At 62.3% G+C, this 15,738-nt stretch carries 14 protein-coding genes; all 14 read right to left on the bottom strand.

Translation table 11 applies throughout. The annotated features are described in order from the left end of the window. Positions 1–48: 48 nt before the first annotated feature. The 14 genes from nuoM to AHA_RS08985 all read right to left on the bottom strand — a co-directional run bounded on the left by nuoM (position 49) and on the right by AHA_RS08985 (position 15,558). Positions 49–1,569 carry an NADH-quinone oxidoreductase subunit M gene (gene nuoM, locus AHA_RS08920; RefSeq protein ID WP_011705657.1) on the bottom strand — a complete coding sequence of 507 codons (1,521 nt, stop codon included), beginning with the start codon at positions 1,567–1,569 and terminating at the stop codon, positions 49–51. 78 nt (positions 1,570–1,647) lie between these two features. Further along, entirely contained in the window at positions 1,648–3,495 is a 1,848-nt protein-coding gene (gene nuoL / locus AHA_RS08925) for an NADH-quinone oxidoreductase subunit L (protein ID WP_011705658.1), read from the bottom strand. Then, on the bottom strand, positions 3,492–3,800 hold the full coding sequence (gene nuoK, locus AHA_RS08930) for an NADH-quinone oxidoreductase subunit NuoK (RefSeq protein ID WP_005299823.1): 309 nt from the start codon (positions 3,798–3,800) through the stop codon (positions 3,492–3,494). Before nuoK ends, nuoL begins: the two co-directional genes overlap by 4 nt. After that, the gene (nuoJ, locus tag AHA_RS08935; protein ID WP_011705659.1) at positions 3,800–4,348 is read right to left on the bottom strand and encodes an NADH-quinone oxidoreductase subunit J; all 549 of its coding nucleotides are present in this window, start codon (positions 4,346–4,348) and stop codon (positions 3,800–3,802) included. Before nuoJ ends, nuoK begins: the two co-directional genes overlap by 1 nt. Before the next feature lie 10 nt (positions 4,349–4,358). Further along, a complete protein-coding gene (gene nuoI / locus AHA_RS08940; RefSeq protein ID WP_011705660.1) occupies positions 4,359–4,901 on the bottom strand; it encodes an NADH-quinone oxidoreductase subunit NuoI in 543 nt (180 codons plus the stop codon). A 128-nt stretch (positions 4,902–5,029) separates the two neighbouring features. After that, positions 5,030–5,998 (bottom strand): NADH-quinone oxidoreductase subunit NuoH, encoded by a 969-nt coding sequence (gene nuoH, locus AHA_RS08945; protein ID WP_011705661.1) that lies wholly within the window; start codon positions 5,996–5,998, stop codon positions 5,030–5,032. Then, the gene (nuoG, locus tag AHA_RS08950; RefSeq protein WP_011705662.1) at positions 5,995–8,724 is read right to left on the bottom strand and encodes an NADH-quinone oxidoreductase subunit NuoG; all 2,730 of its coding nucleotides are present in this window, start codon (positions 8,722–8,724) and stop codon (positions 5,995–5,997) included. The genes nuoH and nuoG overlap by 4 nt, the downstream gene beginning before the upstream one ends. Before the next feature lie 79 nt (positions 8,725–8,803). Then, positions 8,804–10,171, bottom strand: a complete 1,368-nt coding sequence (gene nuoF, locus AHA_RS08955; RefSeq protein ID WP_011705663.1) for an NADH-quinone oxidoreductase subunit NuoF — start codon at positions 10,169–10,171, stop codon at positions 8,804–8,806. Further along, positions 10,168–10,710 carry an NADH-quinone oxidoreductase subunit NuoE gene (gene nuoE / locus AHA_RS08960; protein ID WP_011705664.1) on the bottom strand — a complete coding sequence of 181 codons (543 nt, stop codon included), beginning with the start codon at positions 10,708–10,710 and terminating at the stop codon, positions 10,168–10,170. Before nuoE ends, nuoF begins: the two co-directional genes overlap by 4 nt. Before the next feature lie 61 nt (positions 10,711–10,771). Then, the gene (gene nuoC / locus AHA_RS08965) at positions 10,772–12,577 is read right to left on the bottom strand and encodes an NADH-quinone oxidoreductase subunit C/D (RefSeq protein ID WP_011705665.1); all 1,806 of its coding nucleotides are present in this window, start codon (positions 12,575–12,577) and stop codon (positions 10,772–10,774) included. 2 nt (positions 12,578–12,579) lie between these two features. Next, positions 12,580–13,254 carry a NuoB/complex I 20 kDa subunit family protein gene (locus tag AHA_RS08970; protein WP_005299840.1) on the bottom strand — a complete coding sequence of 225 codons (675 nt, stop codon included), beginning with the start codon at positions 13,252–13,254 and terminating at the stop codon, positions 12,580–12,582. 29 nt (positions 13,255–13,283) lie between these two features. Then, positions 13,284–13,688: an NADH-quinone oxidoreductase subunit A gene (locus AHA_RS08975; RefSeq protein WP_011705666.1), complete on the bottom strand. Its 405-nt coding sequence runs from the start codon at positions 13,686–13,688 to the stop codon at positions 13,284–13,286. Positions 13,689–13,946: 258 nt separating this feature from the next. Next, entirely contained in the window at positions 13,947–14,822 is an 876-nt protein-coding gene (locus AHA_RS08980) for a flagellar motor protein MotB (protein ID WP_011705667.1), read from the bottom strand. Continuing rightward, positions 14,800–15,558 carry a flagellar motor protein gene (locus AHA_RS08985; protein WP_011705668.1) on the bottom strand — a complete coding sequence of 253 codons (759 nt, stop codon included), beginning with the start codon at positions 15,556–15,558 and terminating at the stop codon, positions 14,800–14,802. The genes AHA_RS08980 and AHA_RS08985 overlap by 23 nt, the downstream gene beginning before the upstream one ends. Positions 15,559–15,738 lie beyond the last annotated feature (180 nt).

Here is a 15,738-nt window from a genome sequence, read left to right on the forward strand (position 1 = left end):
TAATGGACAAGGAAGGCAACAGGGCCAGCGGTTTAACAGCGGTCACTCTCATTGCAATGCTCCTGCGAAGGGCAGGGCGTACCAGTGCAGCACGCTCAGCAGGCTGTTGCCCGCGGTGTCGAGCACAGGTTGGGGATAGACACCGAGCAGCACCAGCAGGCCGGCAATGGTCATCATCATCACCAGCTCGCGACTGTCGAGCCCCTTGAGGACGCTCTCGTCCTTGGGGGTACCGAAGCAGGCGCGCTGCAGCATGATGAGGGAGTAGACCGAGGCCAGCACCAGGCCGAAGGTGGCGATGATGGTAAGCACGGGGGCAACCTGGAAGCTGCCGATGAGGATCAGGAACTCGCCGACGAAGTTGCCGGTGCCCGGCATCCCCAGAGAGGCGACCGAGAAGAACAGCATCACGCCGGGCAGGTAGCGCAGACGGCCCCACAACCCGCCCATCAGACGCAGGTCCCGGGTGTGCAGCCGCTCGTAGAGCTGACCGCACAGGATGAAGAGGCCGGCGGCGGAGAGGCCGTGGGCGATCATCTGTACCACGGCGCCCTGCAGGGCCAGTTCGCTGCCGGAGTAGATGGCGATCATCACGAAGCCCATGTGGGAGATGCTGGTGTAGGCCACCAGCCGCTTGATGTCGGTCTGGGCGAACGCCACGATGGCACCGTAGACGATGCCGATAAGACCCAGCACCATGGCGTAGGGGGCAAATTCGGCGGACGCCTCGGGGAAGAGCGGCAGGGCGAAGCGCAGCAGACCGTAGGCGGCGGTTTTCAGCAGGATCCCCGCCAAGTCCACGGAACCCGCGGTCGGTGCCTGGCTGTGGGCATCCGGCAGCCAGCCGTGCAGCGGTACCAGCGGCATCTTGACCGCGAAGGCGATGAAGAAGCCCAGCATCAGCAGCCACTGCACGCCCTTGCTCATCGGGGTGTTAAGCAAATCCTGATAGTCAAAGGTGAACACGCCGGTGGCGGCATGGTGAGTCAACACCAGGCCCAGGATGGCGACCAGCATGATGAGGCCGCTGACCTGGGTGTAGATGAAGAACTTGGTGGCGGCGTTGATCCGGGATTTGCCGTCGGTGACCGAGTGGCCCCACAGCGCAATCAGGAAGTACATCGGTACCAGCATCATCTCCCAGAAGAAGAAGAACAGGAACAGATCCAGCGCCATGAAGACGCCGAGTACGCCACCCAAAATCCACAACAGGTTGAGGTGGAAGAAGCCGATGCGCTGCACGATCTCCTTCCAGGAACAGAGGATGGCCAGCACGCCGATGAAGCAGGTGAGGATCACCATCAACAGCGACAAACCATCCACCGCCAGGTGCAATGAGATGCCGAAGCGGGGGATCCAGGGCAGTTGCAGTTCGGCGGCCCAGACGGGCACGCCGCCCTGGGCTGCCAGGGTGAAGTCACCGCTCCACCAGACGGCGCAGGAGAGCAGCAGGCAGGCGCTCATCGACAGCAGGGCGACCCAGCGTACGAAGTACTCGCCGAATCGCTCGGTCTGCCAACAGAGCAGACCGCCGATGAAGGGTATTAACAAGATCCAGAGTAAGGTCACGATATCAGCTCTCGTCTATGTTCTAGTCACTGTGCAGGCCCGTGGGCTTGCTGCGAGTTCAGGGGCTGCATCACGGGATCAGCCGAGCAGCAGCAGGGCCAGGATCAGGGCAGCGCCCATCCCCATGGAGGCTGCATACCAGCGCAACTTGCCGGAAACGGTCCAGGCCAACAGCTGGTGGCCACTCTGTGCCAGCCAGGCCGGCAGGCTCATCATCCAGTCCAGCGGATCCTTGCCGAGCAGCCGGGTCGCCAGCAGATACGGCTTGACCCACAGCTGATCGTAAAGCCAGTCAAAGCCCCAGGCATTGAACCAGAGAGTGCTGAGCAACTTGCCCGGCGCGCTGTTGGCCACGCTGCTGGCCAGACGGCGCTCGCCCAGGAACAGGAAGGCGGCCAGGGCAATGCCGGCGATGGCGATGACGGCGGAGGTGATCTCAAGCCCATGGCGCCCCTCTTCGATGTGATCCCCCGGACCAGCCGGCAGTACCCCCGCCAGCGGCGGCACGATCAGGGCGCCGATACCGGTGGAGAGCACCAGCAGGACCAGCAGCGGCAGCTGATGGGCCAGGCCGTGACCGGCGTGAGCCTGGGTCTGCTCCTTGCCGTGGAAGGCGATGAAGATCAGGCGGAAGGTGTAGAGAGAGGTGAGGAAGGCACCACCCAGACCGGCCCACAGCAGGGCGCTCTGGCCGTTGGCCTGCACCTGCCACAGGATGGCGTCTTTACTGTAGAAACCGGCGGTCACCAGCGGCAGCGCGGCCAGGGCCGAGCCCCCCACCAGGAAGCAGGCATAGACCAGCGGCAGGCTCTTGCGCAGGCCCCCCATCTTGAAGATGTTCTGCTCGTGGTGGGTCGCGACGATCACGGCACCGGCGGAGAGGAACAGCAGCGCCTTGAAGAAGGCATGGGTCATCAGGTGGAAGATGGCCCCTTCCCAGGCGCCAACACCGAGGGCCAGGAACATGTAGCCGATCTGGCTCATGGTGGAGTAGGCAAGGATCCGCTTGATGTCGGTTTGCACCAGGGCGGCAAAGCCTGCCAGCACCAGGGTGATGGCACCGACCAGCGCCACCAGATGCAGGATCTCGGGGGCCAGCAGGAACAGACCGTGGGTACGGGCGATGAGATAGACACCGGCGGTCACCATGGTGGCCGCGTGGATCAGCGCCGAGACCGGAGTCGGGCCCGCCATGGCATCCGCCAGCCAGGTTTGCAGCGGCAGCTGGGCCGATTTGCCGACGGCGCCACCAAGCAGCATCAGACAGGCAAACGACAGGGCAGGGGAGCCCTCGGCAAACATCAGCGGTGCGCGTACCAGCAACTCGTGGATGTTGAGAGTACCCAGCTCCCGGTAGAGGACGAACAGACCGATGGCGAGGAACACGTCGCCGACCCGGGTCACCACGAACGCCTTGAGGGCGGCAGCGCCGTTGGCCGGGTTGCGGTAGTAGAAGCCGATCAGCAGGTAGCTGCACAGCCCCACCCCTTCCCAGCCGAGGTAGACGAACAGCAGGTCATCGGCCAGCACCAGGAACACCATGCTGGCGATGAACAGGTTGGTGTAGGTGAAGAAGCGTGAATAGCCCTCTTCCCCGCGCATGTACCAGGAGGCGAACAGGTGGATGAAGAAACCCACCCCGGTGACCACGCCGAGCATGGTCAGCGACAGACCGTCCAGCGCCAGGCGGAAGGTCGGGGTGAATTTACCCACCGAGATCCACTGCCACAGGGTCTGGGTATAGACGCCGCCCGTTGGCATGGTGTTGAGAAAATCGATGCCGACCCACAGGGTAGTGAGGGCCGACAGCCCTATGCTGCCGACGCCGATGAGCGCAGCAGTGCGCTCGCCGAAACGACCGATGGAGAAGGCCAGCACCAGCCATCCCAGCAGCGGAAACAGAAAAGTCAGGTATAGGAGGCTCATCCGCGCATCTCGCTCACAGTGTCCACGTTGAGGGTGTGGTAACGACGATAGAGCAGCAGTAACAGGGCGAGGCCGATACTGGCCTCCGCTGCCGCCAGAGAAATCACCAGTATGTACATGATCTGGCCATCAGCCTGGGCCCAGCGGCTGCCAGCCACCACGAATGCCAGTGCCGACGCGTTCATCATGATCTCGATACTCATGAGGATAAACAGCAAGTTGCGACGTATCAGCAGGCCGCACAGGCCGATACAGAACAGCACGGCAGCCAGCAGCAGGCCGTGTTCCATCGGGATTCCGTTCATCATTGACCTCCTTCTTGAGACGGATGTGCCGAGGCTTTTGGCACGGAGAGCACTTCCCCGCTCTTGTCTTCACGGCCCAGGTGATAGGCGGTGACCAGGCCCGCCAGCAGCAGGATAGAGGCAAGCTCCACCGCCAGCACGTAAGGACCGAACAGGGCGATGCCGACCGCTTTGGCACTGACGTCGGTCAGACCGAGTTCACCGCCGGTGACCCCGAGAATGCCGTAGGCCAGAAAACCCAGCAGAATGAGCGAAAGCAGGCCGGGGCCCACCCAGGTGGTGGGGGTGAGCCAGTTCTTTTCCTGATCCTGGGCCGAGCCCAGGTTCAGCATCATCACCACGAACACGAACAGCACCATGATGGCGCCCGCATAGACGATCACTTGCAGGGCGCCCGCGAAGGAGGCGCCCAGGCAGAAGAAGATCATGGCCACGGCGATGAGGGAGATAATGAGATTGAGCAGCGCGTGCATCGGATTGCTGGTGCTGATCACCCGCAGCGTGCTGTAAATGGCGACCAGGGCCGCGGCATAAAATGCCAGTTCCATGATTGACTCCTCAGGGCAGCAGGCTCTTGACATCGATGGGCTTGGCTTCGTTCTCGGCATCCCCTTTCGGCTTGCCGTCGATGGCCATCCCGCTCATGCGGTAGAAGTTGTAATCCGGATACTTGCCGGGTCCGCTTATCAGCAGATCTTCCTTCTCGTACACCAGATCCTGGCGGCGGTACTCGCCCATCTCGAAATCCGGCGTCAGCTGGATGGCGGTTGTGGGGCACGCCTCTTCGCACAGGCCGCAGAAGATGCAGCGGGAGAAGTTGATGCGAAAGAACTCAGGGTACCAGCGACCATCTTCCCGCTCGGATTTCTGCAGCGAGATGCAGCCGACCGGGCAGGCCACCGCACACAGGTTGCAGGCCACGCAGCGCTCGTCGCCATCCGGATCGCGAGTCAGCACGATGCGGCCACGATAGCGGGGCGCCGCATAGACGGCCTGTTCCGGATAGTTGAGGGTCTCGCGGGGGCTCCAGGCATGGGAGAACACCATCCCCAGGCTGCGCAATTGGGTGCCGACACCCTTGATGATGTTAATAATTTTCATAGTCGTGCCTCACTGCACATTCATCAGCACCACAGCCCGTGCCGGCTGCATCCCGAGCGGGATGCAGGGCGGCGGGCAAGCAGACGTTCCAGCCAAACGGCATCACAATTTTTCTGTCCATTGCGGCCTCACTGCGCATTCATCAGCACCACGGCGCCGGTGACCAGCATGTTGAGCAGGGTCAGCGGTAGGCAGACTTTCCAGCCAAACGACATCACCTGGTCAAAGCGCGGGCGGGGCAGGGAGGCCCGCAGCAGGATGAAGAACACCATGAAACAGGCGGTCTTCAAGGCAAACCAGATGAAGGGCGGCAGCCAGGGGCCGTGCCAGCCACCGAAGAACAGGGTCACGATGAGCGAAGAGATCAGCACGATGCCGATGTACTCGCCCACGAAGAACAGACCCCATTTCATGCCCGCATACTCGATGTGATAACCGTCGGCGAGCTCCTGCTCTGCTTCTGGCTGGTCAAACGGATGGCGGTGGGTGACGGCGACGCCGGCAAACAGGAAGGTGATGAAACCCAGGATCTGGGGGATCACGTTCCACAGTCCTGCCTGGGCTTCCACGATATCCCGCAGGTTGAAGCTGCCGGTCTGGATGACGATGCCCATCAGCGACAGGCCCAAGAACACCTCGTAGGAGAGAGTCTGAGCCGAGGCGCGCAGGCTGCCGAGCAATGAGTACTTGTTGTTGCTCGACCAGCCGGCGAACAGCACGGCGTAGACCGCCAGCCCCGCGATGGCCAGGATGTAGAGCAGCCCCACGTTGAGGTCCGCCACGCCCCAGGTGGGGGTGATGGGCACCACTGCAAACGCCAGAATGAAGGCGGTAAAGGCGATGATGGGGGCCAGCACGAAGATCCGGCGATCGGCGAACGGCGGGATCCAGTCCTCTTTGAAGAACATCTTGATCATGTCGGCCGCCAGCTGCAGCAGGCCGAAGGGGCCTACCCGGTTGGGGCCGTAACGATCCTGCCACAGCGCCAGCAGACGGCGCTCGATGAAGCTCATGAAGGCGCCGGCCCCCACGATCCCCACCAGCACGATCAATGCCTTGCCGATTTCCAGCAACAGATCGATCAGAGAGTCGCTCATGCGATGGCCTCCTGCAGGTTAGCGAGATATTGCTGGTGCAGGGCGGTCGGCAGACCGTTGACACCGAGCGGCAGACCCACCAGACCGGCGGTCAGATGCTCGCTCAGACGCAGGGTCAGCCGCCAGTGGTGGCCACCCCAGGAGAAGGCGACCTGGCTGCCGGCATTGAGGGCGAGACGGTTGGCGTCCGCCGGGTTCAGCACCAGCACGGGCTCGCTCATGCGGGCCTGGATGACCGGACTTCTGGCTGACAGCTCTTCGCCGCCAAACAGCTGGTCATAGCTCACCACCTGCAGCGCCTCTTTGGCACTGAACGGGGCGGGGACGGTGTCGAACCAGCCGAGGCTGTCCTCGCCCGCTTCCAGCAGACGGCGACCAGGATCCCCGGCGCGCAGGTTGCCGCCCACTTCATCCTGGAACTTGTTCCAGGCGGACGGGGAGTTCCAGCCCGGCGCCCAGGCGAACGGCACCTGTTGCAGCGGCTGGCGGGCACCGGCGTAGCCTTCCATGGAGAAGTTGAAGGGCGAGTCGGGATCCTGGGCGACTCTGGGCTCGCTCACGTTCTGATCCGCCAGCATGGAGGTGCGGCCGCTGTAGCGGTGCGGCTCGCGGGCGAGCTTCATGCCGCGGATGCGCAGACCCGCGTTGGGAGCGGCTTCGCGCATGCTGGTCAGCAGCGGGGCGCTGGCGGCGCAGGCACTGCTCACCTCGTCGAAGGTGTTCCAGCGCAGCGGTTTGCGATCCAGCACGCCTTGCAGGGCGGCCAGCCAGCGCCAGCTCTCGCGCACCTGGATGTCGGCGTTGTAGAAGGCGGGGGCATAAACCTGGAAGAAGCGCTGGGCGCGGCCTTCCATGTTGATGAGGGTACCGTCGGCCTCGGCGAAGCTGGCGGCAGGCAGCACCAGGTTTGCCTTCTGGGCAGTGCCGGTGTCCTGATGGTCGACCACCAGCAGGTGCTGCAGACGGTCGATGGCGGCATCAACGCGGCTGCGCGGTGCGCGGCGGTAGAGATCGTTTTCGAGCATCACCAGCGCGAGCTTCTCTTCTCTTTCGATACGCTCGAGGGCGGCTTCCAGCGGGGCGGCATTGCCGGCCAGCATGGCCAGCCCCAGGCTGTTGGTCTCCTGAGCGACCAGAGCGAGCTCCACGGCCTGGCCACGGCCCTTGAGGGCGCGGGCGATGTTGCTGGCCGCCTCGAGCAGGGCCTGGCTGCGGGCACCTGTGCCGGCGATGATGAGCGGCTTCTTGGCGTTGCCGAGCAGCGCAGTCCAGCTGGCGGCCAGGGCCTGTTGCTCGGGGGTGAGATCGGTCAGGGCAGGGGCGCTGCCATCGAGCAGATGGGCGATGGCGAAGCCGAGGCGTGCCTGATCCGCGTGGGGGGCGTGCAGGGTGCCGCTCGCCACGTCGTCCAGTCGGGTGCTGTCCAGGCTGGTGATCAGCAGCGGGTAGCGCTCGTTCTGGGCCAGGGTCTGCACCGCGGCGACTTGCCACAGATCCACCTTCAGCTTGCGGGCGATTTCGCGGCCCTTGCCCTTGACGGCCTGACGCAGGGCCAGGGCGATACGGGCAGCGGTCTGGGTGACATCCTCGCCGAGCACCAGCACGGCGTCGGCCTCTTCCATGTCGCGCAGGCTGGGGGTGCGCACACCACCGTGCTGCAGGATCTGCAGCATCTTCTGCAGGCATTCCCATTCGCTTTGCTCGACGCCGCTGTAGAAGTTGGCGGCACCCACCAGTTCGCGCAGGGCGTAGTTGCTCTCAAGCGACGCGCGGGGCGAGCCGATGCCGATGACGCCGGCGGCGGTGCGCAGGGCATCGGCGGCACGGTTCAGGGCACCGTCTACCGTGATGGCCAGCTTGTCACTGCCATCCTGCAGCAGGGGCTGGCGCGGGCGGTCGGTCAGATTGACGTGGCCGTAGCCGAAACGGCCGCGGTCGCACAGGAAGTAGTGGTTCAGAGCGCCGTGATAGCGGTTCTCGATGCGGCGCAGCTCGCCGTAACGCTCACCCGGGCTGATGTTGCAGCCGACCGAGCACCCTTGGCAGATGCTGGGGGCGAACTGCATGTCCCACTTGCGGTTGTAACGCTCGGAGTGGGTCTTGTCGGTGAACACGCCGGTGGGGCAGACCTCCACCAGGTTGCCGGAGAACTCGCTCTCCAGGGTGCCATCCTCGACCCGGCCGAAGTAGACGTTGTCGTGGGCGCCGTAGACCCCGAGATCCTCGCCGCCGGCGTAGTCCTTGTAGTAACGGACGCAGCGATAGCAGGCGATGCAGCGGTTCATCTCGTGGTTGATGAAGGGGCCCAGATCCTGATTCTGGTGGGTGCGTTTGGTGAAGCGGTAGCGACGGCTGTTGTGGCCGGTCATCACCGTCATGTCCTGCAGGTGGCAGGAGCCACCCTCTTCGCACACCGGGCAGTCGTGGGGGTGGTTGGTCATCTGCCACTCCACCACCGTCTTGCGGAACTCCTTCGCCTCTTCATCCTCGATGGAAATATAGGTGCCATCGGTGGAGGGGGTCATGCAGGACATGACCAGGCGGCCGCGCTTGTCGTCGGCATTCTGATACTGTTTCACCGCACACTGGCGGCAGGCGCCGACGCTACCGAGCGCCGGGTGCCAGCAAAAATAGGGGACGTCCAGACCAAGGGACAGACAGGCTTGCAGCAGGTTATCTGCCCCGTCTACCTCGTACTCTTTACCGTCTACATGAATGGTGGCCATACAACTTCCCTGACTTCAATGAGATAAATTCTTTGGCTCGCGCCGGTTCAGCGGGCCCGCGGCGGGCGCCCTGCGTGCCTTACCAGCGCTCGCCCAGCAGGTTGGGCTGGATACCCTTGAGCTGCTTGCGATTATCCTGTGGCGCCTTGACGCCGGCCTCGAATTCGGACCGGAAATACTTCATCGCACTGCCCAGCGGCTCGATGGCGCCAGGGGCATGGGCGCAGAAGGTCTTGCCTGGGCCGAGGAAGCTGACCAGCTGCTCCAGGGTGGCGAGATCCCCTGGCTGACCCTCGCCCCGCTCCAGCGCGCGCAGCAGCTTGACGCTCCAGGGCAGGCCGTCGCGGCAGGGGGTGCACCAGCCGCAGGACTCGCGGGCAAAGAACTCTTCCATGTTGCGCAGCAGGGAGACCATGTTGATGCTGTCATCCACCGCCATGGCAAGGCCCGTTCCCATCCGGGTGCCGACCTTGCCGATGCCGCCGGCGTACATCTGGGCATCCAGGTGCTCGGGCAGCAGGAAGCCGGTACCGGCGCCGCCCGGTTGCCAGGCTTTCAGGCGATAGCCGGGCTTCATGCCGCCGGCATAGTTTTCGAACAGCTCGCGGGCGGTGATGCCAAACGGCAGCTCCCACAGGCCGGGGTTGTTGACCTTGCCGGAGAAGCCCATCAGCTTGGTGCCGTGATCTTCCGAACCCGGCAGCGCCAGCCCCTGATACCAGGCCACACCGTTGCCGATGATGGCGGGTACGTTGCACAGGGTCTCGACGTTGTTGACGCAGGTCGGCTTGCCCCAGACACCGGAAACGGCGGGGAAGGGGGGCTTGGCGCGTGGGTTGGCGCGGCGACCCTCCAGGGAGTTGATGAGCGCCGTCTCTTCGCCGCAGATGTAACGACCCGCGCCGGTGTGGACGAACAGCTCGAAGTCAAAGCCCGAGCCCAGAATGTTCTTGCCGAGCAGACCGGCAGCCTTGGCCTCCTCCACCGCGCGGCGCAGGTTGGCGGCGGCATCGACGTACTCGCCGCGCAAGAAGATGTAGCCACGGTAGGCCTTGAGGGCCTTGGCCGAGATGATCATCCCCTCAATCAGCAGGTGGGGCAACTGCTCCATCAACAGCCGATCCTTGTAGGTGTTCGGCTCCATCTCGTCGGCGTTGCAGAGCAAGTAACGGATGTTCATGCTCTCGTCTTTGGGCATCAGGCCCCACTTCACGCCGGTGGAGAAACCGGCGCCGCCGCGACCCTTGAGGCCGGCATCCTTGACGGTGCCGACGATCTCGTCCGGGCTCATCTGGCCCAGTGCCTTGCGGGCCGCATCGTAACCCTGCTTGCTCTGGTATTCATCCAGCCAGACCGGCTGGCCGTCGTCGCGCAGCCGCCAGGTGAGGGGATGGGTCTCGGCCGCTCGGGCGATGCGATTGGCGGTACCAAGGGATGCCAGACTCATGGGTAAGCCTCCAGGGTCTTGAGCAGGCTGACGGCGTCGAGCCCACCGTAGGTGTCATCGTCGATCATCAGCGCCGGCCCTTTGTCGCAGTTGCCGAGGCAGCAGACCGGCAGCAGGGTGAAGCGGCCGTCGGCGGAGGTCTGGCCGGGGGCCAGGTCCATCACCTCTTTCAGGCCGGCCAGCAGTTGTTCGTGGCCGTTGATGTAGCACACCATGCTGTCGCAGACGCGGATGATGTGGCGACCGACCGGCTGGCGGAAGATCTGGCTGTAGAAGGTGGCGACCCCCTCCACGTCGCTGGCGGGGATGCCGAGCTCGGCGGCGATGGCGTGGATGGCACCGTCAGGTACCCAGCCGCGGGCCTGCTGCACTATCTTGAGCGCTTCAATGCTGGCAGCACGGGGATCTTCGTAGTGGTGTTTCTCATGCTCGATGGCATCGCGTTCTGCCTGACTCAGGACTAAATCGTTCCCCTTGCCTTGGCATGAACTCTGTCCCTGCGGGGACTGATTGTGTTGGCACTGACATTGCTGGCTCATGGCTTAACCTTTTGTGGCTTGTCCTTTTTGTCGTGTAACGGGTCTTGGTAACAGCCGTTACTCAACGGTCCACATCCGACATAACGAAATCGATACTGCCCAGATAGACGATAAGGTCCGATACCATCTGGCCACGGATCACCGAGGGGATCTGTTGCAGGTGAGCAAAGCTCGGGGTGCGGATCCGGGTCCGGTAGCTCATGGTGGAGCCATCGCTGGTCAGGTAATAACTGTTGATCCCCTTGGTCGCTTCGATCATCTGGAAGGACTCGGCGGCCGGCATGACCGGGCCCCACGATACTTGCAGGAAGTGGGTGATCAGGGTCTCGATGTCCTGCAGGGTGCGCTCTTTGGGCGGCGGCGTGGTGAGTGGGTGATCCGCCTTGAACGGCCCCTCCGGCATGTTCTTCATGCACTGCTCTATGATGCGCATGCTCTGGCGCACCTCCTCGATACGCACCAGGGCGCGATCGTAGGCATCACCGTTGGCGCCGACCGGCACTTCGAATTCGAACTGATCGTAGCCGGAGTAGGGACGCCACTTGCGCACGTCGAAGTTGAGGCCGGTGGCGCGCAGACCGCCGCCCGTGGTGCCCCAGGCCAGCGCCTGCTCGGTGTTGTAGGCGGCGACGCCGATGGTGCGGCCACGCAGTATGCTGTTGCGCATGGCGGCCTTCTCATAGTCCATCAGTCGCTTGGGCAGCCAGCTCAGCAGGTTGTCCTGTACCAGCCGCTGCCAGCCGACGGGCAGATCATGGGCCACGCCGCCGATGCGGAACCAGGCTGGATGCATACGGGCGCCGGTAATGGCTTCGATGATGGTGTAAATCCGCTGCCGGTCGGTGAAGGTGAAGAAGACCGGGGTCATGGCACCCACGTCCTGAATATAGGTACCGATGAACAGCAGGTGACTCTGGATGCGGAACAGCTCAGCCAGCATCACCCGGATCATGTCGACCCGCTGTGGCACCTTGATGCCGGCCAGCTTCTCGACCGCCAGCACGTAGGGCAGGTTGTTCATCACCCCCCCTAAGTACTCGACCCGGTCGGTGTAGGGGATGTAGCTGTGCCAGGACTGGCGCTCGCCCATCTTCTCGGCCCCGCGGTGGTGATAGCCGATGTCGGGCACGCAGTCGCGGATCTCCTCGCCATCGAGCTGCAGCACCAGGCGGAAGGCGCCGTGCGCGGAGGGGTGGTTGGGGCCGAGGTTCAAGAACATGTAGTCCTCGTTCTCGTTGCCACGGGCCATGCCCCACTCTTCCGGTTTGAACAGCAGGTTGTCCTGCTCCTGATCCTGTTTGACCGCATCGAGCATGAAGGGATCGAATTCGGTGGCGCGCGCCGGATAATCCTTGCGCAGCGGGTGACCCTGCCAGCTCTTGGGCATCATGATGCGGGTCAGGTGGGGGTGACCATCGAAATTGATGCCCATCAGATCCCACACTTCCCGTTCATACCAGTTGGCGTTGGGGAAGTGGCGGCTGACGGTGGGCAGCGTCAGATCACCCTCCTTGAGCGGCACCTTCAGCATCAGGTCGGCGTTGCGATCGATGGAAATGAGGTGATAGAAGACGGTGAAGTCGCTGTCGGGCAGATCGTGGCGATGGCTGCGCATCCGCTCGTCGGTGGCGCTGAGATCGAACAGCATCACGAACGGGGAGGGGAGCTTGCGCAGGAAGCCCATGACATCCAGCAGCAGCTCGCGGGAGAGCCAGACCACCGGTACGCCGGTGCGGGTATTCTGGATGGTGAAACGTTCGGCCCCGAAATGGGCGAACAGCTCGCCGATCACCTGAGCGTCTTTGTGATCACTCGGTTGCCACTGGGCCATGGCGTAGTTGCTGGGGAATTCTCGAGTCAGTTTCATGGTCAGATCTCATCCGGCGTGCGCAGGTTGGTGACGTTGATCCGCTCGCCACGCTTGCGGTCCTTCTCGGCAGGCATTTGGGGACGATAGATGCCCTGATCGCCAACCACCCAGGAGAGCGGACGGCGCTCCTTGCCGATGGAGTCCTGCAGCAGCATCAGCGCCTGCAGGAATGCCTCGGGACGGGGCGGACAACCCGGAATATAGACGTCGACCGGCAGGAACTTGTCGACGCCCTGAACGACCGAGTAGATGTCGTACATGCCGCCGGAGTTGGCGCAGGCACCCATGGAGATGACCCACTTGGGTTCGAGCAGCTGTTCATACAGACGCTGGATGACGGGGGCCATCTTGATGAAGGGGGTGCCGGCGATCACCATGAAATCGGCCTGGCGCGGTGAGGCTCGAATAACTTCGGCGCCGAAACGGGCCACATCATGGGGGGAGGTGAAGGCGGTACACATCTCTACGTAGCAGCAGGAGATACCGAAGTTGTAAGGCCAGAGGGAGTTCTTGCGGCCCCAGTTGACAGTGTCTTGCAGCACCTCTTCGAGGCGCCCGATCATAATGCCGCGTGAGGCCTCTTGAGCCAGGGGATCCTCGACGGTCTGGCGCTGTTCCTGGGGGTAGCGCTCAACGGGCGCATCTGGGTCGATCCGGGTCAGGGTGTACTTCATGGTGCAACCTCAAAGGGATAATCAGTAATTCAGTCTGGCTTCTTGTCGGTCAGAACGCGCTTTTTCGGTGCCCAGTCGAGGGCGCCAATGCGCCACAGGTAGATGAGTCCTACCAGCAGCAGGGAGATAAAGATGGTGGCTTCGATGAAACCGACCCAGCCGCTTTCCCGAACGGAGACGGACCAGGCGAAGAGGTAGAGTGCCTCTACGTCGAAGATGACGAAGAACATGGCAACCAGATAGAACTTGGCGGAGAAGCGTAGACGGGCATTGCCCACCGAATCGACGCCAGATTCGAAGGGTTTGTTCTTGGCACGACCATAGGCTCGACCACCCAGCAGGGCGGCAAGGCCGATCATGGTCAGGCAGATGCAGATGGCCCCAACTACATAGACAGCAAAAGCCCAATGCTGGACAGCAATATCAGCAAACATAGGAGTTTTCCCTAACCGAATTAATCACGCGACTTAACAAGGATGTTACGTATTATGCCACTTTCGTACTGATTTACATGTCATTTCAAAGGATTAATTATTAATCATCGGGAGGAAAATCGTATTTTGCTAGCGGAGTCAATGTTCCTATTTGAGAATCATTTTCAATCGCTTTTAGGGTGTGACGGAAATGGCAGAATCGTGTGAAAAATAAACTAATCGTGAAATGAGAGACCCCGCCAGGCGGGGTCTGCTCGATCAGGGTTTGAGGATGGGTAGCGCCTCTTCGGCTGCCTTGCCCTGGGAGAGGGTGATCTCGACCCGACGGTTGGCCTGACGATGCTCGGGTGTGTCATTGGGATAGCGTGGCTGGGCATCTGCTACCCCTTGGGCGATGACCCGGGTGGCATCGAGTTTGGGGTTGGTCAGCAATGTGTGCACGATGGAGGCGGAGCGCAATACCGACAGTTCCCAGTTGCTGCGATAGAGCTCTACCGGGGCCTGGGAGTTGTCGGTGTGGCCGGTGACCACCACCTTGCCCGGAATGTCAGCCAGAATGCCGGAGATCTTGTTGACCAGCGGGATGAACTGGGGCTGCAGGAAGGCGGAGTCGGCCGGGAACAGCGCCTTCTCGCCGATGCGGATCACCAGCTGGCTGCCCAGTTGTTCCACCTCCAGATCCTTGGATTCAATCTGTGCCTTGAGCTGCTGCTCGAGCTTCTTCTTGGTGACCTGCACCCACTCCTGCTCCTTGGTCTTGTGAGGCCATGATTCCGTTGCGCTCGGCTTTTCCGAGGCACCTATGGTCTCGTTGAAGGGGTCCGAGGCGGCCATGGGAGCATCCTTCTCCAATACCGTCTCTTTCTTCGGGCTGCTGGGAGTGGTTTTGGACTCGGGTTCCAGGATGCCGGTACCGCCCTGCATCACGGGGGAGCCCGCGGCAGGGGAGATGAGGCCAATTTTGCCAAGCGATTCGATGAAGCCCTGGATCAGCACCCGGGTTTCAGACTGTTTGGCCATGGCAAAGGAGTAGAGCACCACGAACAGGGCGAACAGCAATGTCATGAAGTCGGCATAGGAGACCAGCCAGCGTTCGTGGTTCTCCGGCGCTTCAGCCTTTTTCTTTTTTGCCACCGTGGCCTCCGAGGTAGGGTTCGAGGGTGACTTGCAGGCGTTGCTGGGATTCGCCATCCACGATGCAGAGGATACCGGTCAGGGTCATCTCCTTGTAGTGGCGGATCTGATGGGCAAACCCTTTGTAGCGGTTGCCGAAGGGCAGGAAGATCAGGTTGGCGGCCGATACCCCGTAGATGGTGGCGATAAAGGCCACCGCAATGGCGCCCCCCAGCTTGTCAGGGGCATCCAGCAGGCCCATGGCGTGGATCAGGCCAAACACCGCCCCCACGATCCCCATGGTCGGGCAGTAGCCACCCATGGCTTCATAGAATTTGACGGTCTGCTCGAGATCTTCTTGCTCGAACTCGATCTCGTTCTCCAGCACCTCGTGGATCTTGGTCTTCTCGTAGCCGTCGACCATCATCTGCACCCCTTTTTGCAGGAAGGGATCCTTGATCTCGTCGATCATGCCCTCGAGGGCCAGCATGCCGCTGCGTCTCGCATTGCCGGCCAGGTTTTCCAACAGTTCGGCCTGCTGCTGCATGTCCAGTTTGAGGGGGGCCAGCAGCCACTTGAAACGCTTGAGAGTGCTGCCGACAACGGAGAAGGGGAACTGGGTCAAGGCGGCACCTATGGTACCTCCGATCACGATGAGGAAGGCGGGCAGATCGAGCAGGGCGCTGGGATGTCCACCCTCGATCATGTTGCCGCCCAGGATGGCGATCAATGCCAGGACCAGGCCGATTAAGCTCATTTTTTATACATCCCTGAATATTGATAATGGCTAGTGTAGCTATTTAAGTATCAGTTTTTCAAAATGATATCCAATCGATGAGCAATAAAGTGAGTGCCTTGACCTCGATGGACAGATTTCTTTCCCGGGTGGCAAGCAGCCGGGCCACGCAGGGCGTTTTACCGAAAAGGGGAGGGTCTG

It is taken from the genome of Aeromonas hydrophila subsp. hydrophila ATCC 7966, from assembly GCF_000014805.1.
GTDB lineage: Bacteria > Pseudomonadota > Gammaproteobacteria > Enterobacterales > Aeromonadaceae > Aeromonas > Aeromonas hydrophila.